27 protein-coding genes are annotated in these 25,739 nt (G+C 69.8%); 11 read left to right on the top strand and 16 right to left on the bottom strand.

Features of this window, described 5'->3' with window-relative positions:
- Positions 1 to 11 precede the first annotated feature (11 nt).
- Together ACZ7OI_RS00835 and ACZ7OI_RS00840 are read left to right on the top strand one after the other, a co-directional pair.
- Positions 12 to 980: a prephenate dehydrogenase gene (locus ACZ7OI_RS00835; protein WP_470262175.1), complete on the top strand. Its 969-nt coding sequence runs from the start codon at positions 12 to 14 to the stop codon at positions 978 to 980.
- A 65-nt stretch (positions 981 to 1,045) separates the two neighbouring features.
- On the top strand, positions 1,046 to 1,303 hold the full coding sequence (locus ACZ7OI_RS00840) for an antitoxin (RefSeq protein ID WP_470262176.1): 258 nt from the start codon (positions 1,046 to 1,048) through the stop codon (positions 1,301 to 1,303).
- Between the two features lie 229 nt (positions 1,304 to 1,532).
- Here the strand turns inward: ACZ7OI_RS00840 and ACZ7OI_RS00845 are convergent, their stop codons facing one another.
- On the bottom strand, positions 1,533 to 3,491 hold the full coding sequence (locus tag ACZ7OI_RS00845) for an FUSC family protein (RefSeq protein ID WP_470262177.1): 1,959 nt from the start codon (positions 3,489 to 3,491) through the stop codon (positions 1,533 to 1,535).
- 74 nt (positions 3,492 to 3,565) lie between these two features.
- On the opposite strand from ACZ7OI_RS00845, the gene ACZ7OI_RS00850 reads away from it, so the two are divergent.
- Both ACZ7OI_RS00850 and ACZ7OI_RS00855 read left to right on the top strand, forming a co-directional pair.
- Positions 3,566 to 4,012, top strand: a complete 447-nt coding sequence (locus ACZ7OI_RS00850) for an SRPBCC family protein (protein WP_470262178.1) — start codon at positions 3,566 to 3,568, stop codon at positions 4,010 to 4,012.
- A gap of 85 nt (positions 4,013 to 4,097) precedes the next feature.
- The gene (locus ACZ7OI_RS00855; protein WP_354738935.1) at positions 4,098 to 4,856 is read left to right on the top strand and encodes a polysaccharide deacetylase family protein; all 759 of its coding nucleotides are present in this window, start codon (positions 4,098 to 4,100) and stop codon (positions 4,854 to 4,856) included.
- A 326-nt stretch (positions 4,857 to 5,182) separates the two neighbouring features.
- Here the strand turns inward: ACZ7OI_RS00855 and ACZ7OI_RS00860 are convergent, their stop codons facing one another.
- The 6 genes from ACZ7OI_RS00860 to ACZ7OI_RS00885 all read right to left on the bottom strand — a co-directional run bounded on the left by ACZ7OI_RS00860 (position 5,183) and on the right by ACZ7OI_RS00885 (position 12,180).
- Complete coding sequence (locus tag ACZ7OI_RS00860; RefSeq protein WP_470262179.1) at positions 5,183 to 7,771, bottom strand: CHAT domain-containing protein; 2,589 nt, start codon at positions 7,769 to 7,771, stop codon at positions 5,183 to 5,185.
- A gap of 53 nt (positions 7,772 to 7,824) precedes the next feature.
- A complete protein-coding gene (locus ACZ7OI_RS00865) occupies positions 7,825 to 8,310 on the bottom strand; it encodes a carboxypeptidase regulatory-like domain-containing protein (protein ID WP_344287786.1) in 486 nt (161 codons plus the stop codon).
- Complete coding sequence (locus tag ACZ7OI_RS00870; RefSeq protein WP_470262180.1) at positions 8,307 to 8,912, bottom strand: RNA polymerase sigma factor; 606 nt, start codon at positions 8,910 to 8,912, stop codon at positions 8,307 to 8,309. The genes ACZ7OI_RS00865 and ACZ7OI_RS00870 overlap by 4 nt, the downstream gene beginning before the upstream one ends.
- Positions 8,913 to 10,355: 1,443 nt before the next feature.
- The gene (locus ACZ7OI_RS00875; RefSeq protein WP_158242475.1) at positions 10,356 to 10,496 is read right to left on the bottom strand and encodes a hypothetical protein; all 141 of its coding nucleotides are present in this window, start codon (positions 10,494 to 10,496) and stop codon (positions 10,356 to 10,358) included.
- 99 nt (positions 10,497 to 10,595) lie between these two features.
- On the bottom strand, positions 10,596 to 11,345 hold the full coding sequence (locus tag ACZ7OI_RS00880; protein ID WP_470262181.1) for an SGNH/GDSL hydrolase family protein: 750 nt from the start codon (positions 11,343 to 11,345) through the stop codon (positions 10,596 to 10,598).
- A gap of 205 nt (positions 11,346 to 11,550) precedes the next feature.
- Positions 11,551 to 12,180 carry an NAD(P)-dependent oxidoreductase gene (locus ACZ7OI_RS00885; RefSeq protein ID WP_470262182.1) on the bottom strand — a complete coding sequence of 210 codons (630 nt, stop codon included), beginning with the start codon at positions 12,178 to 12,180 and terminating at the stop codon, positions 11,551 to 11,553.
- An 88-nt stretch (positions 12,181 to 12,268) separates the two neighbouring features.
- Here ACZ7OI_RS00885 and ACZ7OI_RS00890 point away from each other — a divergent pair, with 88 nt between their 5' ends.
- Complete coding sequence (locus ACZ7OI_RS00890; RefSeq protein ID WP_470262183.1) at positions 12,269 to 12,832, top strand: TetR/AcrR family transcriptional regulator; 564 nt, start codon at positions 12,269 to 12,271, stop codon at positions 12,830 to 12,832.
- Here ACZ7OI_RS00890 and ACZ7OI_RS00895 read toward each other — a convergent pair.
- The gene (locus ACZ7OI_RS00895; protein WP_470262184.1) at positions 12,829 to 13,314 is read right to left on the bottom strand and encodes a GbsR/MarR family transcriptional regulator; all 486 of its coding nucleotides are present in this window, start codon (positions 13,312 to 13,314) and stop codon (positions 12,829 to 12,831) included. The genes ACZ7OI_RS00890 and ACZ7OI_RS00895 overlap by 4 nt on opposite strands.
- A 94-nt stretch (positions 13,315 to 13,408) precedes the next feature.
- Between ACZ7OI_RS00895 and ACZ7OI_RS00900 the strand changes: the two genes are divergently transcribed.
- Both ACZ7OI_RS00900 and ACZ7OI_RS00905 read left to right on the top strand, forming a co-directional pair.
- Positions 13,409 to 14,308 (top strand): ABC transporter ATP-binding protein, encoded by a 900-nt coding sequence (locus tag ACZ7OI_RS00900; protein WP_470262185.1) that lies wholly within the window; start codon positions 13,409 to 13,411, stop codon positions 14,306 to 14,308.
- Entirely contained in the window at positions 14,305 to 15,900 is a 1,596-nt protein-coding gene (locus ACZ7OI_RS00905; protein ID WP_470262186.1) for an ABC transporter permease, read from the top strand. The genes ACZ7OI_RS00900 and ACZ7OI_RS00905 overlap by 4 nt, the downstream gene beginning before the upstream one ends.
- A gap of 2 nt (positions 15,901 to 15,902) precedes the next feature.
- Here ACZ7OI_RS00905 and ACZ7OI_RS00910 read toward each other — a convergent pair whose 3' ends face one another.
- Positions 15,903 to 16,241: a hypothetical protein gene (locus ACZ7OI_RS00910; protein WP_470262187.1), complete on the bottom strand. Its 339-nt coding sequence runs from the start codon at positions 16,239 to 16,241 to the stop codon at positions 15,903 to 15,905.
- 119 nt (positions 16,242 to 16,360) lie between these two features.
- Here ACZ7OI_RS00910 and ACZ7OI_RS00915 point away from each other — a divergent pair, with 119 nt between their 5' ends.
- Positions 16,361 to 17,602 carry an MFS transporter gene (locus tag ACZ7OI_RS00915; protein WP_470262188.1) on the top strand — a complete coding sequence of 414 codons (1,242 nt, stop codon included), beginning with the start codon at positions 16,361 to 16,363 and terminating at the stop codon, positions 17,600 to 17,602.
- On the opposite strand, the gene ACZ7OI_RS00920 is transcribed toward ACZ7OI_RS00915, so the two are convergent.
- Positions 17,573 to 18,769 carry an MFS transporter gene (locus ACZ7OI_RS00920; protein ID WP_470262189.1) on the bottom strand — a complete coding sequence of 399 codons (1,197 nt, stop codon included), beginning with the start codon at positions 18,767 to 18,769 and terminating at the stop codon, positions 17,573 to 17,575. The two genes, ACZ7OI_RS00915 and ACZ7OI_RS00920, sit on opposite strands and share 30 nt — an antisense overlap.
- Positions 18,770 to 18,860: 91 nt before the next feature.
- Here ACZ7OI_RS00920 and ACZ7OI_RS00925 point away from each other — a divergent pair, with 91 nt between their 5' ends.
- Positions 18,861 to 19,442 carry a helix-turn-helix domain-containing protein gene (locus tag ACZ7OI_RS00925; protein ID WP_470262190.1) on the top strand — a complete coding sequence of 194 codons (582 nt, stop codon included), beginning with the start codon at positions 18,861 to 18,863 and terminating at the stop codon, positions 19,440 to 19,442.
- Here the strand turns inward: ACZ7OI_RS00925 and ACZ7OI_RS00930 are convergent.
- Entirely contained in the window at positions 19,439 to 19,984 is a 546-nt protein-coding gene (locus ACZ7OI_RS00930) for a TetR/AcrR family transcriptional regulator (protein WP_344287762.1), read from the bottom strand. The two genes, ACZ7OI_RS00925 and ACZ7OI_RS00930, sit on opposite strands and share 4 nt — an antisense overlap.
- A gap of 183 nt (positions 19,985 to 20,167) precedes the next feature.
- Between ACZ7OI_RS00930 and ACZ7OI_RS00935 the strand changes: the two genes are divergently transcribed.
- Positions 20,168 to 20,926 (top strand): nuclear transport factor 2 family protein, encoded by a 759-nt coding sequence (locus tag ACZ7OI_RS00935; protein WP_470262191.1) that lies wholly within the window; start codon positions 20,168 to 20,170, stop codon positions 20,924 to 20,926.
- On the opposite strand, the gene ACZ7OI_RS00940 is transcribed toward ACZ7OI_RS00935, so the two are convergent.
- Positions 20,910 to 22,010 (bottom strand): winged helix DNA-binding domain-containing protein, encoded by a 1,101-nt coding sequence (locus tag ACZ7OI_RS00940; protein ID WP_470262192.1) that lies wholly within the window; start codon positions 22,008 to 22,010, stop codon positions 20,910 to 20,912. The two genes, ACZ7OI_RS00935 and ACZ7OI_RS00940, sit on opposite strands and share 17 nt — an antisense overlap.
- A 16-nt stretch (positions 22,011 to 22,026) precedes the next feature.
- The gene (locus tag ACZ7OI_RS00945; protein ID WP_470262193.1) at positions 22,027 to 22,869 is read right to left on the bottom strand and encodes an NAD(P)H-binding protein; all 843 of its coding nucleotides are present in this window, start codon (positions 22,867 to 22,869) and stop codon (positions 22,027 to 22,029) included.
- Positions 22,870 to 22,963: 94 nt separating this feature from the next.
- Between ACZ7OI_RS00945 and ACZ7OI_RS00950 the strand changes: the two genes are divergently transcribed.
- Positions 22,964 to 23,929: a helix-turn-helix transcriptional regulator gene (locus tag ACZ7OI_RS00950; RefSeq protein ID WP_470262194.1), complete on the top strand. Its 966-nt coding sequence runs from the start codon at positions 22,964 to 22,966 to the stop codon at positions 23,927 to 23,929.
- Between the two features lie 3 nt (positions 23,930 to 23,932).
- On the opposite strand, the gene ACZ7OI_RS00955 is transcribed toward ACZ7OI_RS00950, so the two are convergent.
- The 3 genes from ACZ7OI_RS00955 to ACZ7OI_RS00965 form a co-directional block, all read right to left on the bottom strand.
- Complete coding sequence (locus ACZ7OI_RS00955; RefSeq protein ID WP_470263412.1) at positions 23,933 to 24,718, bottom strand: metal-dependent hydrolase; 786 nt, start codon at positions 24,716 to 24,718, stop codon at positions 23,933 to 23,935.
- An 85-nt stretch (positions 24,719 to 24,803) separates the two neighbouring features.
- On the bottom strand, positions 24,804 to 25,157 hold the full coding sequence (locus tag ACZ7OI_RS00960; RefSeq protein WP_009086015.1) for an STAS domain-containing protein: 354 nt from the start codon (positions 25,155 to 25,157) through the stop codon (positions 24,804 to 24,806).
- A gap of 220 nt (positions 25,158 to 25,377) precedes the next feature.
- The gene (locus tag ACZ7OI_RS00965; RefSeq protein WP_116200661.1) at positions 25,378 to 25,683 is read right to left on the bottom strand and encodes a WhiB family transcriptional regulator; all 306 of its coding nucleotides are present in this window, start codon (positions 25,681 to 25,683) and stop codon (positions 25,378 to 25,380) included.
- Positions 25,684 to 25,739: the final 56 nt, after the last annotated feature.

Consider the following 25,739-nt stretch of genomic DNA (forward strand, 5'->3'; position numbering starts at 1 on the left):
AGGATGGCCCCGTGCGAGACGTATGCGTAATCGGGCTCGGGCTCATCGGCGGTTCCCTGCTGCGAGCCGCCGCGGCGAGCGGCAGGACCGTATGGGGAACCACAGTGTCCGAAGTGGACGCTGACGCGGCGAGCCGCGGCGGCTACGACGTCACCACCGACGCCGAAGCCGCACTACAGCGGGCTGCGGCCGCGGACGCGATCGTGGTCATCGCGGTGCCGCTGCCCGCGGTGGAGAACCTGCTGCGGCAGGTCGCGCAACACGCGTCGCACTGCATCCTCACCGACGTGGTCAGCGTGAAGGGCCCGATGCTCGACGCAGTCCGCCGCCGCGCGCCGTACACGCGCTACGTCGGCGGGCATCCGATGGCGGGCACGTCGCACTCCGGCTGGCTGGCCGGCAACACGATGCTCTTCCGCGACGCGGCCTGGGTCGTCGGCGTCGAAGAGGAAACCGACCTCACCGCCTGGGCCGAGGTCACCCGGCTCGTGCTGGACGTCGGCGCGCACGCCATCCCGCTGCCCGCCGATTCGCACGACGAGACAGTCGCCCGGATTTCGCACCTGCCCCACCTGTTCGCCGCGATCCTCGCCTCGGTCGGCGCACAGGGCGGCCCGCTCGCGATGACGCTGGCCGCCGGCTCGTTCCGCGACGGCACCCGGGTGGCCGGGTCGTCGCCGGACCTGGTGCGCGCCATGACCGAAGGCAACCGCGACGCCCTGCTCCCGATCGTCGACGACGCACTCGGCCGCCTCGGTGCCGCCCGCGGCTCGCTCGCGTCCACCGGCGGCCTCGCCGCGACCATCAACGCAGGTCACGAAGGCGCTTTGGCGTTGGAAGCGGCTCGCGACGCGGCGTTGTCCGGCGTCCGCATCGACCTCACCGCCGACGACGCCCGCGAAGGGCTCGTGGCGCTCGGCGAACGCGGCGGCCGGATCACCGGACTGGACGGAGCGGTCGCACTCGGCGAAGTGTCTTGACTTGCCTGGAACGCCTGGTGTGTGACGATTGAATCCTCTCAATCCCAACCCCGGGGAGGCATTCGATGGGCATCAACTTCGACGAGCTCAAGAACAAGGCGACCGAGGCGCTCCGCGACAACAGCGGCAAGCTCGAGCAGGGTCTCGAGAAGGCGGCTGAATTCGCGAAGTCCAAGGTCAGCGGCCACGACTCGCAGATCGACGGCGGCGTGGACAAGGCGAAGGACCTGCTCGGCAAGGTCACCGGCAGCCGCGATGAGGGCGGCGAGAAGCCCGAAGACGGCCCGAAGCCCGAGGGCGGCCAGCCCGGCGGACAGCAGTAACCCTCCGCCTCCAGGTTGGGTTGGGTCGGGTCGCGCCCCAATGCGGCGTTCGGCGCATCCCACGCACCCGGTGGGGTTTTCTCAGCAGCGCGCAGGAGTTCCCCCGGTGCGCGATGCCAAGGTTCGTGAGGGCCACCCTGAGGGACTCTGATTCCCTCAGGGTTCCCCTCACGGACTTCCGCTACAGCGATTCCGCCGCGCACGGCAGCCTTCGGCGCAGAGTCGCGGCTCAGGTGCGCCGGTGGTACGGCAGGAACCGGCGCACCAGCCGCAGCGGCGACCGTTCCACGAGGTCCGGCCCGCGCACCGCGTCGAAGGTCGAGCCGAGCTGGTCCACCACCCCGGCGAGGCGCGGGTTGTCCGGCATCGGCACCGAATCCGGGTCCCGCTGCTCGCGGACCGCGGAAGCCAGCTCCGCCAACGCATCCGTGAGCAACTCGATGTCCGCGGGCGACGGGGCGGGCGCGCCCTCCCCGATCGTCACGCCGACCTCGGTCACCGCGTCGGTCACGCGCTCCAGGCCCGCGATCACCGGCCACCACGCCACCGCCTGCCGGCCCGCCGGCGACGGCTCCACGATCACCTGCTGAAACGCCGTCCGCAGGTCCGCGAGCGCGCGGTACGCCCCGCGCCGGGCCCGAGACCGGGCAAGCCGTGATTCGCTGGTCGAGTTCAGCACCATCGCGGTTTGGACGTACTTGGCGACAGTGTCGAAACTGTCCGCCAGCCGCCCGCCGACGGTCGGCCGCCGCGAACCCGGCCACAGCAGATAGCCGACGACGAGCACGATCACACAGCCGATCACGGTGTCGACCAGCCGCGCCAGCACGACGGTCCAGCTGCCGGTGTTCGCGAGGTCCATCTGCAGGATGATCAGCGGCGTCACGAACGTGCCGAGCATCCCGTAATTGCGCACCTTCCCCACCGCGGCCCCGCCGGCGAACACCGCGATCAGCGCCACCAGCACCCAGCCGCGCGCGCCGAAGGCGAGCACCACCGCGCCGATCCCGACGCCTACGACCGTACCCATCCCGCGCAGCACCGCGCGGCCGAACACCGAGCCGAAGTCCGGTTTCAGCACCACGCCGACGGTGAGCGTAATCCAGTACGACCGCTCGAACGGCACCATCAGCGCCACCACTTCGGCCACCGCGACGCACACCGTGAGCCGAAGCGTCGCCAGCCAGGTCAGCGGTCCGGAGAGCCCGCTCGCCCACTCGCGCACCCGGCGCAGCAGCGAAACCTTCTTGCGGCGCTTGCGGTCGTCGAGCTTTCCGATCCGCGCCAGCCCGGCGTAAAGGGCACTGACCACCGCGTCGGCGTTCTCGTCCGACAGTTCGGGCGCGGGCGGCAGCGGCTGGCTCGCGAGCACCGACGCGGCCACGCGCGTCAGGTAGTCGATCACCTCGTCCGGCACGCGCTGTCCGGCGTTGACCATCGCGACCGACGCCTCGACCGCGGGCGTCGTCGCGGACAGCCGGTTCAGCAGCCGGCGATACGTGGCGTCTCGACCGGACAGCCACGAGCGCGCGACCAGCAACCGGTCGTACGCCGTGCTCATCGCAGTGGTCAACTGGTGGCGCGCGACCCGCGAGGTCGGTTCGTCTTCAGCCGACAGCATCGCCGCGAGCTCGATGTAGACCTGCGCGACAGCCGTACGTTCGGGGCTCGTCGCGCGAAGCGTCCAGGTGCCGAGGGCGACCAGCAGGCCCCAGCCCGCGCCCGCGCAGAAGAGGCCGAAGAGCACTTCGGTGCGTACGCCGGTCGCGTGCTGCGCGGTGCCGAGTACGCAGAAGACGAACATCTGCAGCCCGGCCACCGAGGCGTTGCTGCCCGCCGCGCTGATGAGCGCGGAAACCGCGGCCACGACGACAATCGCCGGGATCGACCAGGCGAGCATGCCGCCGGTCAGCAGCCCGAGGAGGTACCCGACCGCGGCGGCGAACGTCGCCCCGCCCAGCCGACGCGCGCGGTAGCGGTAGGCCCCGGCCGCCTCGGACAGCACGGTCGGCAGCGCTCCGGTGGAGATCAGCGCGCCCACCGCGATGTCGCCCGCCGCATACGCGACCGCCAGCGGAGTAGCCAGAGCGACCACCGCGCGAGCGACCATGTTCCACGGAATGGGAACAGGTTTGGAACGCAGAAGCTGCGTCAGCCAGTGCGGCGCGGCGAAGTCGGGGCGGCTCACCGCACCATCTTGACCTACGGGGGCCGTCCGGGATTGATTTGTCACTCGGCCAACAACGTGTTCGAGGAGCTTTCATGCCGGGTCGCAGGTATTCGTTCGAGGTCAACAAGGTGAGCAGCGCGCCGCCGCCAGTGCTGTTCCGGCTGGAAAGCGACGGGACGCTGTGGTCGACGTGGGCGCGGCCGCTTGTCTGGCAGTCCCGGTGGTCGGCGCTCGGCGACGACGGCCGCGTCGACGCTGTCCGAGAAGTCGGATTGTGGCCGGTTCTGTTGCACGAGCGGACGCTGCAATACGTACCGGATCGACGGCACGTCTACACATTCGACGGTTTCAGCCCGGTTCACGACTATCGTGCGGAGGTGGTGTTCACGCCGAACGCCGACGGCGGCACGGACCTCAGGTGGTCGGGTTCGTTCGCCGAACGCATCCCCGGAACGGGGCCCGTCGCCCTCGCAGCGTTGCGCAGCGTGATCGGATTTCTCGCCACCCAGCTGGCCAAAGCGGGCAATCGTGCTGCCTGACGGGGGTGCGTTGGACCACAACGATCAACTCAGACCGGAGTACAGACGTCATCCCCTCGGGTGACCCCGAGGGAAAGGAAGCAGCATGGCGAAGCGGTGGCTGGCGGCGGCATTGGCCGGTTTGCTCGCATTGTCGGCGTGCTCCAGCCCTGATTCGAGTCAATCCCCGGAACAGGCGAACCCCGCTCCGGGGGCCGCGAAGCCGGGTCCGCCGCCCGGGCCGTACCCGTTCGGCACCGTGCAGCAGAAGGCCCCGGCGATCCAGGACGGCAAGGTCGGCGTGGTCCGCCGCATCCAGACCGACAAGCCGTACGTCTTCATCACCATGGACGACGGCGCGGTGAAGGATCCGTCCGCGCAGGGCCTGATCCAGCAGTCCGGCGGGCATCCGGTGCTGTTCCTGAACAACCGGTACGTGAAGGGCCACGAGGCGTACTTCAAGGCGATCCTGGACTCGACCGGCGCGGTGCTCGGCGACCACACGGTCAACCACCCGAACCTCAAGGGCAAACCGCTGGACTTCCAGAAGAAGGAAATCTGCGATGACGCGGACGACTTCCAGAAGTCGCTCGGGGTGCGGCCGAGCCTGTTCCGCCCGCCGTTCGGCAACTACGACCAGAACACGCTGAAGGCCGCCGCGGAGTGCGGCATGCGCGCGAGCGTTCTCTGGACTGCTTCGGTCAACGACGGCGTCGTCCAGTTCCAGTCCGGCGACAAGCTCCGTCCGGGCGACATCGTGCTGATGCACTTCCGCAAGACGTTCAAGGAAGACTACGAAGCCTTCATCGCCCAGGCCAAAAAGGACGGCCTGACGCCGGTGCCGCTGGCCGACTTCCTCGGCTGACCCGGCATCGCGCGTCTCGTGAGCGGCGGCCGGTTAGAACCGCCCGTCTCGTGAGCGGCGATACCGGTTCTAACCGGGACCAGCGCTCACGAGGGCCCGTCGCCGTAACCCTCCTCGTGCGCGGCGATGCCGGTTCTAACCGGCACCAGCACTCATGAGACCCGCGCCCCGCCGCTCACCGTCAGCCGCACGTGCCGCTCACCCGCAAGCCGCGCGCCGCCACACCTCCGCAAGCCGCCGCACCTCCGCAAGCCGCGCGCCGCCGCACCTCCGCAAGCCCACCCGCCACACCTCCGCAAGCCGCGCGCCGCGGTCCCCTGGCGTGTTCAGCCAGCCCCGAGGCACACGAACGGCCGCCGCATCGGGTCCACCGCCACCGCTTCGGCCAGTGCCAGCGCGGGTGAAGTCCCCTCCGCCAGCCGCCGGTGCAAGTCCGCCATCGTGTCGGCCGCCGCGCGGTCGCCGACTCGGGCCACCGCGCCGATGACCGTCCGCGAACCGCTCGCCAGCAGCGTTCCGGCGAAGCCCAGCGCTTCCTCGCCCGGCCGGATGTGGCTCATCGCCAGCTCGCACGCGGCCAGCACCACCCGCTCCGGCGGGTTCGCGAGCCGGGTCGTCTCGTGCGCGAACAGCGGGCCGTCCACTAGTTCCACGCGGGAGAACAACGCATTCGCCGGCTCGTGCGCACCGTGCGCGACCAGGTGCGCCAAGCGGGTGCCGTCAAGCGCGGTCAGGACCGTGGCGCTCGTCGCGTCGTCGCCCTCGACCAGCTGCGCGTCCGGGTAAACCGAACGCAGTTTGCTCACCTCGCCGACCGCACCCGGCACCCCGGGACCGCCCGCGAGCAGCACCGGCCCGTCCTCGGCCGGACGTTTCGCGGTGATCCACGCGGTCGCCGACGGAGCGATCGACACCGGATGCCCGCGCAGCGACGGCAACGCGCCCCACGGCATCGCGTACAGCTGCCCGATCGGAACGATCACCAGCTCGCGATCGTCGAGGGTTTTGACCAATGACGCGGAAATCAGCGCGTCGAGCTTCTCCGCCCGGCGGCGCGCGGACGCGGACACCGTCTCCGCCATGATCGGCGACAGATGGTCCGGCGCGAGCGCGTCGAGATCGGCGTGCAGCTGGGTCGCGGTCTCCACGATGTCGTCCAGCGGCCCCAGTTTGAGCAGCCGGAACGTCCCGCGGTCGACGACCAACGAGTACAGCTGGTTGTTGTACGGCACCAAACTCACCAGCACGCGATCGCCGAGCGCGGCGACGACCTCGTCCGGCGTCGCGACCGGACGCGGGCGGCCCCACTGGCTCGTGTACCAGCCGAGCCTGCTCGCCTCGCGCTGCAGCTGGGTGTAGCGCTGCTCGAGCGCCTTCACCGGCTCGCCTTCCAGCCGGGCGCGCTGGATGGTGCGCTGGACATGCCGCATCTCGTTGATGTGCTTGGCCAGCACCGGATCCTCGATCACCGGCAGCGGTTCGTAGCGGTAAACCTGCGCCCGGGTGCGTTCGAGCCACGCGAACATCCGCCGCGCGCCCGCCGCGTTCCGCCGCGCGCGGCGCAGCACGAGCCGCATCGCCAGCCTGCCGAGCTCCTCGCCGTGCACGGCCGTGCCGCACAACAGATCGAGCCCGCCCATCCGGTCGCGGATCGTGCCGAGCTCGCGCAGTCCGGCGCGGGCTTGGGCGAGAGCGGCGCGCGGCCGGTCCTCGGCGACGGCCAGCTCGGCCCGGCACAACCGGAACAGCATCCGGTGGTCGACCGGCGACGTCGCGCGCGGGGCGGGCACGTGTGTGAGCACGAGCGAGGCTTCGGCGATTTCCTTGCGGCGGATCAGCAATCGCACCGCGAAGAGCCGCGCGACCGCCGCCTCGTCGCGCAGTCCGAGCGCGGCCAGCCGTTCGGCGATGGAGACGAGTTCGGCGGGCAGCCGAGAGGTAGAGCGGCCTTCGCGGTCCGACAGCACCTGTTGCGCTTCCGCGCGAAACCGGGCGAGACCGGCGATCTCCGCCCACGTTCGGTTGCCACGCCGGAGAAATCGGCGGCGTGCGTCCGACGCGGACTTTCGCGCCAACGCGAAATCGCCCTCCAGCAACGCGGCCGCGGCCCGCGCGACCTCGGCTTCCGCGATGTGCTGGCCGGATCCGTTGGCACGCAACTCCGGAAGCGCTTCGTCGAGGTGCCTGGCCGCCTCGTCGGCGAGGCCCGCGGTGAGCAGCGCACGGGCTTGGTCGAGCCGGATCAGCGGGATCGAACCGGGCGATTCGGTGACGAGGATCCGCGCGGCTTGTTCGTAGCTGGACAGCGCCTGCGGGACGTCGCCGATGAGCTGCGCGTGGTCGCCGAGGTTTTGCCGGATCTTGCCTTCGAGCAAGGTGTGCCCGTTTTGGCGGGCGAAGCCGAGCGCGCGCTCCAGGTCGGCTTGCGCGGCGTTCGGATGGTTCAGCGCCATCTGCACGAGCGCGCGGTTCAAGAGCATGACGACCAGCGTCCGGCGGCCGTCGTCGAACTCGGCCTCGATTCCGGGGATGACGGCGTCGTACACCGCGAGCGATTCGCTGGACCGGCCGCCGCGCATCAGCACCACCGCGCGCTGGCCGGTGACCAACAAGCCCAGTTCGCGGGCGACCTTGCTCTCCGGGAGCTGGTCGCGGAGCTGGCGCGCGGTCTCCAGGTGCACGAGACCGGCGTCGGTGGAGGAGACCTCGGCTTCGGCCGCGCCGAGGCTTACCAGGACGCGGACCTGCAATTCCCGGTGCTCAGGCAGCGGTTCGGCGACGCGCGCCAGCCGCGTAAGAGCACTGCGGAACAACCGCACCGCGATGCCGGGCCGCTGGTCGGACGCGGCGGCCCGGCCGCGCGCGTACAGATCGGACGCCGCCGCGATCGTACGATCATGGACGGGCGCGGACACGGACTCTATGGGAGCACACCTCCGCCACTCTCCATAACGCCCGTCCGGGTTTCTCAGAGCACGACGGTCGGCGTGACGACGGTGCGGCGGTGCGCGCCGGCGCCGAGGTGCACGAGGATCTGCGTGGTTCCGCAGGGGACGCGTTCGAGCACGAAGCGGCCGCCCTCGTCGGTCGCCGTCGCGAACGTGCCGTGATCGGCGACCCGGACCTCCACGTCGTACTCGCCCGCGGGCGCGAGCCAGCCGTCGATCCGGTGCACCTTCCCGATTTTGGTCAGGTTGATCATCACCGTCAGGTCGCTGACGGTGAAGGTGATCGTGCCGGTCGCCGTGCTGCGCACGCCCGCCAGTTCGTCGAGCCGCTCCCAGCGCGCGACCTCGACGTCGAGGTTCTCGAGCTCGAGCGCGAACTGGACCCGCTGCACCAGATCGTCCGGCGGCGGGTCGAGTTCGTCGAGAAACCGGCCGATATCGGCCAGGATGGCCTCGTCGTCCGGAATCGCTTGGCCGTGTCCCGGCCTGCCGATGTTGTCGCTCACCGGGCACCCCCTTCTCCTGCGAGCAGATCGCGCATCGAGTCGAGGCAGCGGCCCCTGGTGGGCCCCACGCTGCCGCGCGGCATCTGCATAGCCTCGGCGACCGCGCGGTATTCGGCGCGGCCGGCGAGGACGGTCAGCCGCAGCAGCTCCTGGCAGCGTGCGGGCAGGCGGAGGAAGGCGCGCCAGACCCGGCGGTCCCGGTCGGCGCGGACGGCTTCCTCCTCAGGCGCGGGATGATCGCTTTCGAGCGTCGCGGCGACCTCGTCGGACAGCGGCACGGGCTGGGTGCGCCTGCCGTAGGGACGGGTCGCCTCGCGGCGAGTCGTGGTGATCAGCCAGGCGGCGAGCGCGCGGGGGTCGCGCAGCTTCGCGAGCTGGCTGAACAGAGCGAGCCACACGGTCTGGACCACGTCCTCGGCCAGCTGCCGATCGAGCCCGTTGGCGCGCGCGACGTGCCAGACGAGCGGCGTCAGCTCGTCGACGAGTTTCGCCATGGCGCGCCGATCACCGCCCTGTGCCGCTTCCATGCAAGCGGCGTGCAGGTCGGCGCCGGTCAGGCCTTCCCAGGGCGGGTCTACCTCGGTGGTGTGCACGTCGGTCACCGTAGCTGCCTCACTCCGGAGGTGGGCCGACCTGGGCGAGCAAGCCACCGGTCGTGTCGGCACGGCCGGGCTCGTCGCGGGTCGCCTCTCCGGTCGGGTACCGGATCGATCGTGAATTGTGCGCGCTCTTTCGGTGGGTTCGGTGATGCGGACGGTGTGCAGGGGCACGGTGTGTGCCCCGTGGGTGGGCTCTTGGTTGAGGAGCGGACAACTGGCTCTGGGATACATCAATCTCTGACTTTTTTTCAGGTGGGTTTTTCTCGGAGCCGGTTGGGGGCGGCTTTGGTGCTGTCTTGCTGCGGCTTTGGTGCTGCGGCTTGGGCGGTCTTGCCGCGGTTCCGGTGCTGCGGCTTTGGTGCGGTTCCGGTGCTGCGGCTTTGGTGCGGTTCCGGTGCTTCTTTGACGCGGCGGCTGTGCGGGTCTTGCTGCGGTTTTCGTGCCCGTTCGCCGGACGGGCGGCGATGTCTTGCGCAGGTGCGGCTGGCTCTTGCGGACCCGGCGGTCCCGACCGGGTGCCGGGACACGACCGGCCGGGCTCCCCCTCCAGCACGGTCGTGTCCCGACAGCTCCGTCGGACCCGATGAGTCCCCCAACGACCCATCGCGCCCCGCCGACCCGGATTGGCCGGACGGATCCCTCCCCTGAATCCGCCCTTCCGCACCGGCCCGGAAGCTGCCAGCCATTTCGTCGGTTCCCGCCGCCTCAGCCCGTCGACCGGATCGATCCCTCCCCCGGATCCACCCGGCCGACTCAGCTGCCGACGCGGTTAGCGGCACAGTTCAGGTCGGCTCACCGGCCCGGTCTGGCGGGGCGGATTCCTCCCCGAACCCGCCCGGCCACAACCGAACCGCAAGCCGACCTTCCAGCCGGACCGGCTCGAAAAGCCCACCGGCCCCGCGAACCCCTCCCCGAGATCCGCTCAGCCGGACGGGCCCGCAAGCCGACCCGCCAGTCCTGCCGAACCAGCCCGCGAGGCCCGCCAGCCGAACGGATCCCTCCCCGGATCCGCCCAACCACGCCAGCCCGCACGCCGGTCCGCGAGGTCTGACCGCCCCACCGCTCCAGCTCGCTCAGCGGCCGGCCGGGTCCCCTCCGAAACCCGTCCTGCCGGGCCGGGTCCCCCAGACCCGGGCCGAGCGGAGCTGGACCGGCGGTGTGGCCAGTCCTTGTCGTCACGTCCGTCTCTCGCTTCGCGCCGGCCGCCGGCCTGATCGCCCCCTTGTGCCGATCAGGTCGCCGGGTCAGCGCTCGTGCACGCGGAGCGTGCGGTCGTGCGGGTGCGCACCGGCCAGCGCGGGCTGTTCGCGCGCGCCGACCGGTACTCCCCGCCCCCATGAGGGCCCGCTCCCCTGTCGGGCCCCGCCGGAAGGGAATTCCTCCCCGAACTCCCTCCGGCCGACGACGTCCGGCAGCCCCCTCGGCTCCCGGGCGTCGCCCGTCTCGCTACTTGGCAGTACCGGTGTCGTCGAGCGGCTCGTGGTTGCCGTCCGGCTGCACTCCCCGGTTCGCCCCAGGTGCGGGGCTCGTCTTGACGGGCGGAACGGTGGTTCCCGGCTGCCGCTCGTCCTTCTGATCCGCAGGCATGTGGCCCTCCCTTTCCTTGGTTCGCCCCATAGGACGCATCCAGAGTGCGCCTAGATACACGGAGCGCCAAAGTTTTTGGGAATTTTGCGGGCCCGCCGGTCAGGACGGCCGTGTCACCTCCCCCGGATGCCAACCGTCAGTGACGATCGGTAATCCCTCCGAGAGCGCGGCGGCCCAAGCGCGGTAACCGTCCGGGCCGGGATGGAAACGGTCAGCGGCGAACATTCCCGGACGGAGCAATCCGGGCGCCAACGGGATGTGCGTGACCCCGGGAAGCCGGGTCAACTCGCGAGCCGCCCGGTCGAGCGCGACGGACCGCGCGCCGAGCACGTCCCGCAGCGGCCGGGGCAGGGACGGGAAACTCGCGAGCGGCGGCACGCCCGCGAGGACGACCGGGACGTCGCCGGCCCTCCGCCGCACCTCGACGACGATCGACAGCAGATCCCGCCGGTACCGCGCGGCCGAGTTCAGCTCCAGGGTGTCGTTCACGCCGAGGACGACGACCACGACGTCCGCCGCCCGGACGCGCGGAACCAGTTCGTCGAGCACGACCCTCGCCGACGCGCCGGTGATGCCCAGCGCGTGCCATCGCACCTCGCGGTCTGGGTACACGCGCGCCAGCCCCGCCGCGAGCTGGCCGGTGAGCGCCTCGGCGTGGGTGAGCGCACCGACGCCGTCCACCGTCGATTCGCCGATCACGGTAAGCCGCAGCGGTCGCCCGGAACCGAGCGTGCCTTCGATCGGCCCGTCGGCCCCGGGAAGCCGCGGAGTCGCCCGACGCACCCGCACCGCCTGTGCGACGAGCACGGGTGCCATCAGGAAGAGAAGGAACAGCCGTAGAACTGCCATGCCTCCGACAGTAACGAGGGCCTACGACAGATCCGGGCTCGCGGAGGGAGTTGTCCACAGGGGATGTGAGTTGTGGACAACCCTGGGGATAGTTTGGGGAAAGCCGCCAGCAACATGTCTGCAACTGCCGACAGAACCACCAGCCACCCACGTCAGCATCCGTGGGCACTCCCGCCGCAGGTGTCGGCAATCGCAGACAGTCTCGTCACTGCGCGATCGACACCGTCTTCCCGATCAAAGCATCGTCCTCGGCCGCGTCCAGCAAAAATCGCGCCACGTTCGCCCGCGGGATCTGGAACCTCCGCCGCACATCCCGCCCGACCTCGCTGCGCACCCGCTCCCGCGCGGGCTTGTTCGTCAGCCTGGTCGGGCGCACGATCGTCCACCGCACGTCCGAGGCCCCGTGCAGGATCGACTCCATCCGTTGCAGGTCGGCGTATCCGTTGCGCAACACCGCACCCAGCAACGGTTTCAGCACCAGCCTCGAGAACAGGCTGTCGCCATCCCCAGGCAGGCCGGACGCGCTCACCACCACGAACCGCGTCCGGGAACCGCGCAGCGCGGAGACCACGGAGCGGGTGCCGTCGGAGTTGACCGTCGTCGGCTTGAGGTCCGTGGGGCCAAGAGCCAGGACGACAGCGTCACGGCCGGTCACCGCATCGGCCAGGCCGGGGTCGGTCAGGAAGTGAACCGCGACGTCCAATCGGGGGTGCGCGGGGACGGTCAACCGCGCGGGGTCGCGGACCACGGCGGTGACGTGCCATCCGCGCGCCAGCGCTTCCCGCACCGCCAGGCCGCCGATCCGGCCGCTCGCGCCTAGGACGGTGATCTTCATGAGAGGCCTCCAGACAGGAGTGAGCAAACACTTACCAGCTAGGGTAAGTGAACACTCACCACACTGAGAAGGCCCTCAGGGAGCACGCATGGGAAGCCGCGAAGAGATCGTCGCCGCAGCAGCGACGGTCATGCGGGAGCAGGGGTACGCGCACGCCACGACCAAGGCGATCGCGCAGGCCTCGGGTTACTCGGAAGCCCTGCTGTACAAGCATTTCCGCGACAAGACCGCGCTCTTCCTGGCTGTACTGAAAGAGGAGCTGCCCGACCTTGTCGCCACCACGGCAAGGCTCACCGAAAACCCCGGGAAGGCAGAACTCGGCGACAATCTCGCCGAGCTGACCACCACGGCGCTGGCCTTCTACTGCGCGAGCTTCCCGATCTCCATCTCGATCTTCTCCTCGCGCGATCTGCTCCGCACCCATCGGGACAGTCTCGAAAACGGCCCCGACCTGCCGATCCAGCACGTCGCCGGCTACTTCGCCGCCGAGGTCGAGCTAGGCAGGCTGCGCAGCGACCTCGACGTCGAAGCGGCAGCCCGGCTATTGCTCGGCGCGTGTTTCCAGGAAGCGTTCCTGGCGTCCTTCGAGGAACGAGAACCCCGCCCAGACCTCGCACACCGGCTCGCCGCGACCCTCGGCAAGCTCGGCTAGTCGCGGTTTTTCCGCAACTCGTGCCAGCGGTCGTACAGGTTGTTGACCTCGACCAGCATGAACGCCAAGAAGTCCCGCATCTCGGCCAGCCGCTTCCCGGCGGGGGTGTCCTCGCCGAGGGCGTCGATGCCCTCGGTGGTCGCGTCGCGCCACATGATCAGGAAGCGGTCGCGCTTGAGGAAGGTCGCGTACCAGAGGTCGTCGTAGAGCCGGTAGTGGTCGCGGCGCTCGCCGGGTTCGCGGACCTTCGTGACGAGACCGACCTGGTCCAGATACCGCACCGCGCCGGAGATCGCGGCCGGGCTCACCGACAGCTGCTCCGCCAGCTCGGCGGCCGTCAGCTGTCCCGAGTCGGTCGTCATCAGCGCCGCGAAAACCCGCGCCGACATACGTTGCATGCCGATCTGGGACATCACCAGGCCCAGGCTCTCGACGTAGCGGCGGACGGCGTCCTCGTCACGCTCTGTCTCAGGCGTCGTCATCCATCCATCCTCTCCCAGCCGTTTCCAGAAGATCACTCGGTCCAGAGGTTTTCCAAACTTCACAACTTCGTGAAAAGAGTGTAGCTTCCGAGTCATGGGAAACGCCATTGCGATCTCCGGCCTGCACAAAGCTTTTGGCCGGGTGAAGGCCCTCGACGGCCTTGATCTTCAGGTTCCCGCGGGGGAAGTGCACGGATTCCTCGGCCCGAACGGCGCCGGGAAGTCCACCACGATCCGGGTGCTGCTCGGACTGCTTCGCGCCGACGCCGGCGAGGTCCGGCTGCTCGGCGGCGACCCGTGGCGCGACGCGGCGAGCCTGCACCACCGGCTCGCCTACGTGCCCGGCGACGTCAACCTCTGGCCCAACCTGTCCGGCGGCGAGGTCATCGACCTCCTCGGCAGGCTGCGCGGCGGGCTCGACCAGAAACGCCGCAAGGAACTCGTCGAGCGCTTCGACCTCGACCCGCGCAAGAAGGGCCGCACATACTCGAAGGGCAACCGGCAGAAGGTCGCCATCGTCGCCGCACTCGCGTCCACTGTGGACCTTCTGCTGCTCGACGAGCCGACCTCGGGCCTCGACCCGTTGATGGAGGCCACCTTCCAGGAAGTCATCCAGGAAGAGCGCGCGCAAGGCCGCACGGTGCTGCTGTCCAGTCACATCCTCGCTGAGGTGGAAGCCTTGTGCGACAAGGTGAGCATCATCCGGAGCGGCCGCACGGTCGAATCCGGCACGCTCACCGAACTGCGCCATCTCACCCGCACCTCGATCTCCGCGGAGCTGTGCGGACCGCCGAACGGCCTGGCCGAGCTCTCCGACGTGCACGACCTCAAGGTCGACGGCAACCGCGTCCGCTTCGACGTGGAAACCCGCTCGCTCGAGGACGCGCTGCGCCAGATGACCCAGATCGGCGTGCGCAGCCTGGAAAGCAGGCCGCCGACGCTCGAAGAACTCTTCCTGCGCCACTACGCGGACGACCTCGAGGCGGGGAAATGACCGGCACGCTCACCGGAACCGGACCGCTGGTCCGGCTGGCGCTTCGCCGCGACCGGATCATCCTGCCGATCTGGATCGTCCTGCTCAGCCTCATCCCGGTGGCCACGAGCAGCAGCTACGACCAGTTCTATCCGACCGCCGCGAGCCGGGCCGGGCTCGTCGCGTCGGCTGCCGCGAACCCGTCGTTCGCGCTGCTCTACGGCCCGGCGTTCAACCTCGGCACGGCGGGCGGGTTCATCGCCTGGCGGATGGGCGGGTTCCTGGCGCTGCTGACCGGGCTGATGGCGGTCTTCACGCTGACCCGGCACACCCGCGCGGAGGAGGACACCGGCCGCGCCGAACTGCTGGCGTCCACTGTGGTCGGTCGATACGCGCCGCTCACCGCCGCTCTGGCGGTAACCGGCGGGGCGAGCGTGCTGATCGGTGTGCTGCAAGCGATCACGCTGGCGTCGAAGGTTCCCGCATCGGGTTCCGTCGCGCTTGGCGCGAGCACCGCGCTCGCCGGACTGGTCTTCACCGGCGTCGCCGCGGTGGCCGTACAGCTCGGCGAATACTCGCGCACCGCGAACGGCATCGGCACGGCCGTGCTCGGCCTCGCGTTTCTGTTGCGTGGCGCGGGCGATTCGACCACCGACGCGCACTGGCTGTCGTGGCTGTCGCCGCTCGGCTGGGCGCAGCAGATCCGGCCGTTCGCCGGAGAACGTTGGTGGGTACTGATTTTGCCCGTCGCGACCGTGCTCGTACTGGTTGCCGTGGCGTATGTGCTGCTGCCGCGTCGCGACGTCGGCGTCGGTCTGCTTCCGCCGCGGCTCGGCCCCGGCGAGGCCGCGCCGTCGCTCCGGTCGCCGTCCTCGCTGGCCTGGCGGCTGCAGCGAGGCCCGCTGCTCGGTTGGCTGGTCGGGCTCGCGGTCGGCGGCGCGTTGTTCGGGACGATCGCGCAGGGCATTTCCGGCCTGGTCGGGGGCACCGAGCAGACCAGGCAGATCTTCGAGCGGCTCGGCGGATCGCACGGAATGGTCGACGCTTTCCTCGCGACGATGGTGAGCCTGTTCGCGATGCTCGCCTCGCTCTACGGCGTGCAGGCGACGCTGCGGATGCGCACCGAGGAAACCGCGATCCGGCTCGAACCTCTGCTGGCCACGCGGGTCGGACGGCTGCGCTGGGCGGCGAGCCACCTCGTGTTCGCGTTCCTCGGCAGCGCGTTGCTCGTGCTCGTCGGGGGCGTGCTGCTCGGGCTGTCGAACGGGCTGCGCAGCGGGGATGTCGGGGGCTCGGTCGGGAACATGGTCGCGGCCGTCGCGGTGCAGGTGCCCGCGGCGTGGGTGATCGTCGCGGTGGCCGCGCTGATCTTCGGGCTGCTGCCGAAGCTGGCGACCGCCGCCTGGGGCGTGGCGGCGCTGGCGTTGCTGATCAGCATGTTCGGGCCGGTGGTCAACGCCCCGCAGGTGCTGCTGGACGTCTCGCCGTTCCAGCATCCGCCGAAGGTTCCCGGCGAGGTGTTCACCGCGGTGCCGCTCGTGGTGCTGCTGGCGGTCTCGGCGGTCGTGCTGGCGGCGGGCCTGGCCGGCTGGCGGCGGCGCGACGTCGGCTGAGCTCAGCGTTCGTCGCGGAAGAACCCGGTGGTCGGGCCCAGCGTGGTCGGCGGGGGCGCCGACGGGCTCGAGACGGTCGGGGTGACCGACACCGTGGCCGTGGTCGTGCGCGGCGGCGGGGCCGGGGGCGTCGGCGGGCGATAGGTCACGGTGATCGGCGGCAGCGGGAGGCCGGTCACCGTGACCGTCGCCTGCTGCACGGGCGGCGGGGCGGGCGACGACTCTCCGGCCGGACGCGGAGTGCGACCGGCGACCAGCAGCGCGGCGACGAGCAGGCCGCCTGCCAGCCCGGCGAGACCGGTCACGACGACATAACCCCAGGTGGGAGCGGTGTCCGACATCCGGCACCTCCTCGCCGCACGGTCACTCGGCTACGAGGGTTTCGTCGCGTTGATCATAGGCGTCGTTACGCACTGTGCAACTTGATATCTACCGACTCAACTTATATAACACTAATCCTATGAGGGGGATTCTTCACTCGCCGGACTTCCGGCGGCTCTGGCTCGCCGACGGCCTCAGCCAAGTCGGCAACCGCATCGACTTCCTGGTGATCCCGCTGCTGGCCACCACGACGCTCGCCGCGTCCGTGGCCGAGGTTTCGCTGCTGCGGACGCTGAGCACGCTGCCGTACCTGGTGCTCGGGCTGCAGGTGGGCGCGTGGTGCGACCGGATGCGCAACCGGCCGGTGCTGATCACCGCCGACCTCGGCCGCGCGGTGCTCATCGGCTCCGTTCCGCTCGCCGCGCTGTTCGGATCGCTGACGCTGGGCCATCTGTACGTCGTCGTGCTGCTGGCCGGCGTGTTCACCGTCTTCTTCAACGTCGCGCACCAGACCTACCTGCCGAACCTCGTCGAGCGCGGCCGACTGCCGGACGCGAACGCCCGGCTGCAGACGAACCTGTCCGTCGCCGCGATCGCCGGACCCGGCCTCGGCGGGATGATCGTGCAGTTCATCGGCGGCGCGGGCGCGATGGCTGTCGACGCGTTGACCTACCTGTGGTCCGCTGCGTGGCTGGGCCGCATTCGCACGCCGGACGTCCGGCCCGAGCCCGCTGAGCGGAACCTCCGCCGAGAAATCGGCGAAGGCTTGCGGACGGTTCTGCGCAATCCGCTCCTGCGGGCGATCGCCATGCACGGTGCCGCTTCGAGCCTGTTCCAGTCGATGTTCATGGCGGTATCGATGGTGTTCATGGTCCGCGACCTGCATGTCGCGCCGTTCATGATCGGCTTGCTCGGCACGATCTCGCTGCTCGGAGCCCTGCTCGCGAGCGGAGTCGCCCGAACACTCGGCGCTCGCTTCGGAGCCGCGCGGGCGTTGTATTTCGGTGCCGCCGTGTACAGCGTTTCGTTCCTGTTCAACGCTTTCGCGACCCAAGGCTGGGGCCTCGCCTGGTGGGTAGCGGGCGGTTTCGGGTCGAGTTTCGGGATCATCGTGCTCGGCGTGTTCGAGACGAGCTTCCGGCAGGCGGTCACCCCGCACGAACTGCTGGGCCGGGTCTCGTCGGTGTCGCAGACGGTCATTTTCGGCATCGCCCCGATCGGCAGTCTGCTCGGCGGCTTGATCGCGGAACTCACCACAACCCGGGTCACGCTGTACGTGTGCGGCATCGGAATCCTTGCGGCGTCGGCGATTCTCGTTGCTTCGCCGCTTCGCAAGATGCGCGATCTGCCGCTAGCCGAGGACACGGTCAAGAAAGATTAGGGGAACCGCAAGCGCGGCTAGGACAGCTCCGATGAGGCTGACCCAGGTGAGAGCAGTGCCTTGAGTGAGCACGGCTGCCGCTAGGACGGGAGTCGCGCTGATGCCCAGCTGGAAAGCCGACACCGTGGTCGCGCCAGCGAGTGTCGGAGCGTCGGCCGCGATGGCGAAGACCCGGCCGTAGATCGCGGGGTTCACCACGAAAGCAGCGATCCCGAGCAGGAACACCGTGGGAATCACCGCCCACGAACTGTGGATCGCGAGGACCATGACCACCGAAAGAAGCACGATCGCGACGGCTCCGCTCACGAGCGCGGTGTGCGGTCGCTGGTCGGAGATGCGTCCGCCGACGGACAGTCCGACGAAAGCGCCGATGCCGAAGAGCGCGAGGATCGCGGGGATCCAGACCGTGGGGACGCCGGTGATCTCGGCGAGCATGGCCGAGAGGTAGTTGAACGTGATCATGTACGCCGCCGTGGTCAGGATCGTGATCCCGTAAATACCCCAGAGCCGCGGTTTGCGGATCGTGGCAAGCTCTCGCGACACGCTTGGCCGAGCCAATGACCGGGTCGCCGCGGGGATTCCGAGCGAGCAGCCGACGATTCCGGCGAGCGTCAGTGCGACGACGGCCCAGAATCCGCCGCGCCACTGGGTGAAGTGGCTGAGCAGGGTGCCCGCTGGTCCGCCGGCGACCATCGCCACGCTCAAGCCGCTGACCACGACCCCGGAGGCGCGGGCGTTGCGGTCCGGGGTGACCAGGCTGATGGCGGTCACGGACGCGACGGCGAAGAAACCGGCGTAGGCAACGCCTGAGACCACCCTGCTCACCAACAAGACCTGGTAGTCGCCCAGCAGCCCGACGGCGACACTGACCGCGAACACTCCTTGGGTGGCCATCAGTGCGGTGCGGCGGGGCCAGCGCAAGCTGAGCACGGCGAACGGCGGGCCGCCGAGGACGACGCCGAGCGCGAACGCGGTGATGAGAAACCCGGCTGAGGACAGCGAAACCTGGAGATCGCCCGCCACCGCGGGCAGCACGCCCGCCAGAAGGAACTCCGCGCTGCCCATCGCGAACAAGCTGAAGGCGAGCAGGTACACGCCGACGGGCAGTCGGCCGCTGCTCGTGTCGACGAGGCGCACGTCGTCGGTGATGCGGGTTCTCGGATCCATGTGGACCACCTCCACGAACAGGATCGGAAAGCTCAACCGGAAGCGGCAAGAAACGTTGCCGTTTCCGGGACGCATTGGTTGACTGCGCCGCATGAACGAGCATCCCGCCGTCGACTCCGTGCTCGAACAGATCGCGCCCCGGCTGCGGCGCGCCAGGGACAAGCAGGGCATCAGCCTCGCCGACCTCGCGCGGTCCACCGGCATCTCGACCAGCACGCTGTCCCGACTGGAATCCGGGCAGCGCAAGCCGAGCCTCGAACTGCTGTTGCCGATCACCGCGGCGCTGGGCGTCCCGTTCGACGAGATCGTCGCCGCGCCCCGGGTCGTCGACCCGCGCGTGCCTCAGCAGGCCGCCAAGCGGGACGGGCGCGTGCTGATCCCGCTGTCTCGGCACCAGGGAGAAGTCCGCGCGTACAAACAGATCATCCCGGCGCGCGACGAAGAGATCCACCTGCGCACCCACGACGGGCACGAATGGCTCTACGTGCTTCGCGGACGCCTACGCGTACGCCTGAGCGATCACGACTTCATCATGGGACACGGCGAAGCAGCCGAGTTCGACTGCCACATCCCGCACTGGTTCGGTGCCGCCGGCAAGGGCGACGTCGAAATCCTCAGCCTCTTCAGCAAGTCCGGCGAACGCATCCACCTACGCGTCGGCCGCCGCGACTAGACCTTGCGCAGACCGTCGAGCAGTACGCGCACGAGATGCCGACTGTCCGGCGTAAACCGCTCCACCGCGAGCGCACCAACGATGAGCGCGCGCAGGTCTTCGCCGTCGATATCGGCTCGTACAGCGCCCACGGCTTGCGCGCGTTCCAACAGCGCGGTGAGGTTCACGCGAAACCGCTCCGCTGCTTCGGCCTTGTACGCAGACCCGCTTGTCTCACCGAGCGCTTCGCAGATCGCACGGTTACGCGACGCCTGTTCGATGACGCGCGTGAAGTAGTCGTAGAACGCTTCGCCCGGGACGTCGGAGTCGATCAACTCCTGCGCCTCGACGCCGTATTGCTCCAGCCGCTCCACCACGACTGCCTGGAACAGCGCTTCCTTGCTGGGAAAGTGCCGATAGACGGTGCCCGCGCCGACGCCGGCCAGCCGCGCGATGTCGTCGAGCGGCACGGAGAGCCCGTCGACGGCGAAGGCCGCTTCGGCGGCAGCCAGCACGCGGGCGCGGTTCCTCCGCGCATCCGCGCGGAGCGCAGGCTTCTCCACCGGCCATCTCCTCTGCTCTCAAAGTGGTGCGGTCGTCCGATTCTTCCCCGGAACGTTCGCCGCCGCTTCTGACCGTGTCCCAGATCTCCGAGCCGTCGTTGACAAACGGAGTGAGAACTCCGTATCTTCGGAAGCGGGTGCCCCGTTCCGATTATCCGCCCGTCTTCCCGAATGAGGTTTCTGATGCCCCGCACCGTGTCCGAAGTGGCCGAGATCGTCGCGAACGCGCTGAGCGCCTTCGACGCCGCACCGTTCGCTGACGTCCTCGCCGAGGACGCCGTCTACGAAGTCCCGTTCACCGGCCACCGCTCGACCGGCCGGGACGCCGTGCTGGCCACGCTGGGAGCCGGCAGCACCGTCGCGGCCCGGATCGGCCTGGAGAGAGTCGAGGTCACCACTACGGAAACCGCGGACGGGTTCGCCGTCGAACTCGTCGCCGAGGGCCGCAATCCGCACACCGGCCACAGCTATCGGATCCCGTCGTCCGCCGGGCTGCTGACCGTGCGGGACGGCGAGATCACCCGGTACCGCGACTACCCGAACCACGGCGCGGCAACCGCGTTGATGGGGACCAAAGAGGTCTTCCAGCGCTTCCTCGACGCGGCCGTCGACAACCGCTGGGACGACCTCGCCGACCTGTACTCCGAGGACGTCGTGATCGAAATCCCGTTCGCGCCGGCGGGCGTGCCGAAGGTGACGCGCGACCGAGAGGAGTTGCGCAAACGCTTTCACGAGGCAGGGCAGCGCCGTCGGATCACCAAGGCGGACCGGGTCGTCGTGCACGAGACCGGCGATCCGGAGGTGCTGGTGGCGGAGTACGACCTGCACGGGGAGTTCGAGGGCAAGCCGTATGTGTCGACGTACGCGATGGTGCTGACGGTGCGGGACGGACGGATCGTGCACTCCCGGGACTACTCGGGCGCGCCTAGGTTCGAGGAGTAGCCCCGCGGAGGTCGTGGTCCGCACCAGGGGCCGTGAACTTCAGCAGGAGAGAACCTTCAGCCTCGACCTCCGCGCGTTCGGCGGCGGTCAGCGTCCGGAAAGGCTCGATCTCCAGCGTCGCCGACGTCTTGTCCTGCCGGAGTTTCCAGGCGCCGGCGACCTGACCGTCCATCAGGAAAGGGGCACGCATCCCGTTGCCGGTCATGACGCGTTTGCGGTCTTCGGCGGAGATCACCCGGGTGCGGTCGGCGTGCGAGGCCAGCAGGTTGTCGTACTCGGGCAGGAAGCGGGCCGGTGCGGGAGCGTCGGCGGCGGGACGTGGTGCGTCCGGCAGGTCGAACAGTTCCGTCCCGCGTTCGTCCCGGAAAACCGCCAGCCTCGGCCGCAAGCTTTCCAGCACCGGACGCAGCCGGGTCCGGCCTGCCCAGGTCTGCACGTCGGCGGCCGAGGCCGGGCCGAAGGCGGCGAGGTAGCGCAGCACGATCTGTTCGGCTTCAGCGGAGGAGGCCGGTTCGGTTCCGGTCCAGCCGGCCGCCTCCGCGTACCGGGTGGTGCCGCCGACGCCCCAGACCGCCCGCGGCGGCACCTGCACCAGCGGCACGCGGTTGCGCACGACGGTGGCGAGCGCGTGCGGGTCGCGGTCGGGCCACCGCTCGTGCAACGCCGCGCGGAGTTCCTTGGGAGTAAGCGGCCGGGCGCGGAGCAGCGCCCGGCCCGACTCCGCCACGGCCGCACGGTCCAGACCGGCCAGCGGCGCCTTGAACGCGGTGTCGAGTTCGCGGTCGAGCGCGTCCTGCGACCACGGACGCAAGACGCGATAGTCCGCCACGGTGACCAGGTGAACGGTGCTGCGCATCAGGGCGACCCGCACCAGGCGGCGTTCGGTCAGCGCGTCCGCCAAATCGGCGGTGCCGAATCCCCGAATCCGGCTCCACAGCCCGAAGTAGGGCGCATACGGCGCCTGCGCTTGCATGCCGACCAGCCGCGCGACCGCCTCCTCGACGGTCGCGTCGGCTCGTTCCAGCAGCCACTGGCGGGCCAGCAGGGCTCGTCCCAGCGCTCGCGGCCCCAGCACTCGCGTCACGGTGCGGTCCTTCCGGTCAGCTGCTGAAGTCGGCTCGGTGATCCGCGGTCCACTGGGCGTAGCCGCGGGCCGGGTGCCCGGTGATCCGCTCGACGAGATCGTTGACCGGTGCGGGTTTGCCGACCGACTGCGCCATGAGGTCGAACAGGGCCGCCAGGAATTCGGGGTCCATGAACTGGCTCATCTGTTCGCGGACGGGTTCCGGATCGAGGTCTTCGACAACGAGCGGGCGGCCCAGCGTCTCGCCGAGAATCCGGACCTGGTCCGCCTGGGTCAGCGACTCCGGGCCGGTCAGGTCGTAGGCTTGTCCCGCGTGCCCGCCGGAGGTCAGGATCCGCGCGGCCACCTCCGCGACGTCTCGCTCGTGCACAGCGCTGAACGCCGCTTCCGCATAGGGCGCGCGGATGACGTCGCCGTGCGGAAGCTGCATCGCGAACGTCAGCGAGTTGATGGCGGGGAACAGCAACCGCAGGAACGTCCACTCGATGCCGGTCTCCTCGACGGCCCGCTCCACGTCGCGGTGGTACTGGGCGATGACGTCGGGCTGTTGCTCGGCGCCGGGAACGACCGCGCCCGACGACAGCAGCACCAGCCGCCGCACCCCGGCGTTGACCGCGGCCGCGAGCAGCGGAGCGACGTCCATCCCGTATTGGAGGACCAGGAAGGCGGCCTCGACACCGGCCAGCGCCGGCGGCAGCGTCTCGGGCTTGGTCAGATCCCCGCGGACGACGTCGACTCCGTCCGGGAGCCCGGCCCGCTCCGGCGCACGGGTCAGCGCCCGCACCGGGGCGCCCGCGGCGACCAGCTCTTCCACTGCCTGACGTCCGAAGTGGGCCGTGGCTCCGATGACGAGATACATGGGGTGTTCCTCCGGGGGTTCGTTTCCTGACTTGTCCCCACCGTAGGAACGGATTAGGCAAGCTACGTTCCTATTCGCGCGAGATACTGAAAAAATGCTGGAAACCTCGGCGCGGCTGCTGCGCTTGCTCTCGCTTCTGCAGACACCCCGCGAGTGGACCGGAGCCGAACTGGCCGACCGACTGTCGGTCAGCGCCCGCACCATCCGCAACGACGTCGAACGCCTGCGCACCCTCGGCTATCCGGTGCACGGCAGCCGAGGCGCGGTCGGCGGGTACCGGCTCGGCGCCGGGGCCGCGCTGCCGCCGCTGCTGCTCGACGACGAGGAGGCGGTCGCGGTGGCGATCGGGCTGCGCACCGCCGCCGGAGGCACGATCAACGGAGTCGAGGAGACTTCGCTGCGCGCGCTGGCCAAACTGGAGAAGGTCCTGCCCGCCCGGCTCCGGCGGCGGGTCGAAGCCATTCAGCGCTACGCCGTCGCGGTGCCCAGGGACGACCTCGGCCCCAGGGTGGACGCGGACGTGCTCAGCACCCTCACCGCCGCTTGCCGCGACCACGAACGCGTGCGATTCGGCTACCTCGGCCACGACGGCGCCGAGAGCAGGCGAGACGTGGAGCCGTACCAGCTGGTCAACTGGGGACGGCGGTGGTACCTCGTCGCGTTCGACATCGAGCGGGCCGATTGGCGGACCTTCCGGGTGGACCGGATCAGCCCGCGCACCCCGGGTGGCCCTCGGTTCGTTCCTCGCTCGCTTCCGGAGGAGGCCGTCGACCGGGTACGCCGGGGCGCGTCTTCAGCCTCGTGGCGTTATCGCGCGCGGGTCTTGGTGCAGGTGCCCGCGGAACGGCTCGCGGAGCGGATCAATCCCGCTATCGGCGCTGTCACGCCGGTCGACGACAACCGTTGTGTGCTGGATACGGGCGCGGACAGCGTCGAGACTCTTGCTGTCCATCTCGGTTCGCTCGGGGTCGATTTCACGGTGACGGAACCGCCCGAACTCGTTGAAGCGCTGCGGGTTCTCGGGGAGCGGTATCAGCGCGCTATCGCATCGGAGTCGTGAGTCTCACTGATTCGCGGTCTGCGAAGCAGCCGGAGTGAACACATGCTCCACCGCGGCCACCGTCCAATCCCACACCCCCGGCACCAGCAGCACCCCCGCCAGCGCGAACACCGGGAACACCAGCCGCGTCTCCACCTTCTTCCCGGTGTGCAGCCGCAGCGGTTTGGGCGGGCGGAGTTCGTACCAGGTCTCCCCCGCGATCGGCAGCGGGAACAGGAACGGGCAGCCCGACTCGGTCAGCGAATCGCCGAGGCAGTGGACGAAACAACCGGCCGCGACAGCCACCCCCAGCCAGCCCGAGATGTCCGCCAGCTGGGCCACCCGGTCGTCCGGCGCGGTGAAGTACCACCAGGCCACCGCACCGCCGTAGGGCAGCAGCAGCCAGTCGCCAAGGGCGGCGACGGCGAGCAGCAGGCCGAACAAAAGCACGCCCAGCACAGCCCAAGCCCCGCCAGCGGAACAGCCGGCGGAGGTAGCCGCGCCGAGGGCGACAGCGAACAACAGCGTGTGCGAGAGGTGCCGGTGCGTGCCGGTCACCTTTTCGTCGCGCGGGCCCTTCGTCAGGGCGTATACAGCTGCAGACACCCGGCGCAGCAGCCAGGACAGCGCGCCGGTCAGCCAGCCGAACAGACGGGTCGCGCTGGCGCTGGGATGGTCCAGGTCCGGCAACAGCGCGAACCCGGCCGTGGTGGCCGCGAAGACCACCGCCTGGTGCACCGAGCCGACGCCGACCGCGGGCGCGAGGGCGAGCCCCGCGCACCAGCCGGTCAGGGCGTGCGTGCGCCCCATCATGATGGTTGTCCCCCAGGTCGCGGGCCGTTTTGCTCATCCGGCCACAAGCTAGGCCGTCAGTCCGCGCGACCGTATCGGGAGATCAGGCCGGAGGTTCCTCCGACACGCTCAGGTGTTCGGCCACGCCGGTGAGCTCGATCACCCGGCTAACCGCCGGGCTCGGCACGACCTCGAGTTCGACGTCCTGTTCCCCGGCCTGCCGCTGGGCGTGCAGGACGACGTTCAGCGCCGAAGAGTCGAAGAAGGTCACCCCGGTGAGGTCGGCCACCACGCGACGGGAATTCTTGTCCGCGATCAATCCGGCAAGAGCTTCCTGCAGCTGCGGGCTGGTGAGCAGATCGAGCTCACCCGTGACCACGACCCTCGGCTCGGCGGCCGCGGTGTCCAGCGTGATGCCGAATCCGGGCGGAGTGGCGTTCTGGTCGGCTGCGGGCATGCAGTTTCTCCTCGTCAGGCGCTGCTCCTGCGCCGGTACGCGCCTGTTGTCTCAAGAGGCAACCGTGTCACGGTCCCAAGCATCTGGAGACCCAACCCTAACCCAGTGGGTGACCGCCGCCGCGTCGGCACATGGCTACACCTTCACGCATGGGCTACCGGCGGACGCACAGCACCCCGCGCGCCGCAGGTGGGCGCGCGGGTCGTGGGGATCGGTCAGCTCAGGCGGACACCGTCTTGCGCTTCGCTCGCCGTTCGCGCATGAACAGCTCGCGGCGCTCGATCTCGCCGAGCCCGCCCCAGATTCCGTACGGCTCTTCGACGGTCATCGCGTGCTTGCGGCACTGCGCCAGCACCGGGCAGGTCTGGCAGATCGCCTTGGCACGGGACTCGCGGCGCTCGCGCGCGGAACCGCGCTCGTTGTCGGTATGGAAGAACAGGCTGCTGTCCGCTCCGCGGCACGAGCCTTGAAGCTGCCACTCCCACTCCTCGGCCACCACGTTGGGCAGTCGGCTCACGTCAGCCATGTCGTCCCCACCTTTCCCGGGATCAGCACCACTCGACGGCTACATGCCCGCCGGTC

Source organism: Amycolatopsis sp. NPDC114503 (genome assembly GCF_055633655.1).

Excerpts from the sequence above, each read along its gene's own strand:
- ACZ7OI_RS00945 (WP_470262193.1), bottom strand. The coding sequence starts at position 22,869 with ATGTATCTCGTCATCGGAGCCACGGCCCACTTCGGACGTCAGGCAGTG.
- ACZ7OI_RS00895 (WP_470262184.1), bottom strand. The coding sequence starts at position 13,314 with ATGACGACGCCTGAGACAGAGCGTGACGAGGACGCCGTCCGCCGCTAC.
- ACZ7OI_RS00855 (WP_354738935.1), top strand. The coding sequence starts at position 4,098 with ATGGCGAAGCGGTGGCTGGCGGCGGCATTGGCCGGTTTGCTCGCATTG.
- ACZ7OI_RS00880 (WP_470262181.1), bottom strand. The coding sequence starts at position 11,345 with ATGGCAGTTCTACGGCTGTTCCTTCTCTTCCTGATGGCACCCGTGCTC.
- ACZ7OI_RS00935 (WP_470262191.1), top strand. The coding sequence starts at position 20,168 with ATGCCCCGCACCGTGTCCGAAGTGGCCGAGATCGTCGCGAACGCGCTG.
- ACZ7OI_RS00950 (WP_470262194.1), top strand. The coding sequence starts at position 22,964 with ATGCTGGAAACCTCGGCGCGGCTGCTGCGCTTGCTCTCGCTTCTGCAG.
- ACZ7OI_RS00900 (WP_470262185.1), top strand. The coding sequence starts at position 13,409 with ATGGGAAACGCCATTGCGATCTCCGGCCTGCACAAAGCTTTTGGCCGG.
- ACZ7OI_RS00955 (WP_470263412.1), bottom strand. The coding sequence starts at position 24,718 with ATGGGGCGCACGCACGCCCTGACCGGCTGGTGCGCGGGGCTCGCCCTC.
- ACZ7OI_RS00965 (WP_116200661.1), bottom strand. The coding sequence starts at position 25,683 with ATGGCTGACGTGAGCCGACTGCCCAACGTGGTGGCCGAGGAGTGGGAG.
- ACZ7OI_RS00960 (WP_009086015.1), bottom strand. The coding sequence starts at position 25,157 with ATGCCCGCAGCCGACCAGAACGCCACTCCGCCCGGATTCGGCATCACG.
- ACZ7OI_RS00850 (WP_470262178.1), top strand. The coding sequence starts at position 3,566 with ATGCCGGGTCGCAGGTATTCGTTCGAGGTCAACAAGGTGAGCAGCGCG.
- ACZ7OI_RS00840 (WP_470262176.1), top strand. The coding sequence starts at position 1,046 with ATGGGCATCAACTTCGACGAGCTCAAGAACAAGGCGACCGAGGCGCTC.
- ACZ7OI_RS00915 (WP_470262188.1), top strand. The coding sequence starts at position 16,361 with ATGAGGGGGATTCTTCACTCGCCGGACTTCCGGCGGCTCTGGCTCGCC.
- ACZ7OI_RS00875 (WP_158242475.1), bottom strand. The coding sequence starts at position 10,496 with ATGCCTGCGGATCAGAAGGACGAGCGGCAGCCGGGAACCACCGTTCCG.
- ACZ7OI_RS00890 (WP_470262183.1), top strand. The coding sequence starts at position 12,269 with ATGGGAAGCCGCGAAGAGATCGTCGCCGCAGCAGCGACGGTCATGCGG.
- ACZ7OI_RS00885 (WP_470262182.1), bottom strand. The coding sequence starts at position 12,180 with ATGAAGATCACCGTCCTAGGCGCGAGCGGCCGGATCGGCGGCCTGGCG.
- ACZ7OI_RS00920 (WP_470262189.1), bottom strand. The coding sequence starts at position 18,769 with ATGGATCCGAGAACCCGCATCACCGACGACGTGCGCCTCGTCGACACG.
- ACZ7OI_RS00905 (WP_470262186.1), top strand. The coding sequence starts at position 14,305 with ATGACCGGCACGCTCACCGGAACCGGACCGCTGGTCCGGCTGGCGCTT.
- ACZ7OI_RS00925 (WP_470262190.1), top strand. The coding sequence starts at position 18,861 with ATGAACGAGCATCCCGCCGTCGACTCCGTGCTCGAACAGATCGCGCCC.
- ACZ7OI_RS00910 (WP_470262187.1), bottom strand. The coding sequence starts at position 16,241 with ATGTCGGACACCGCTCCCACCTGGGGTTATGTCGTCGTGACCGGTCTC.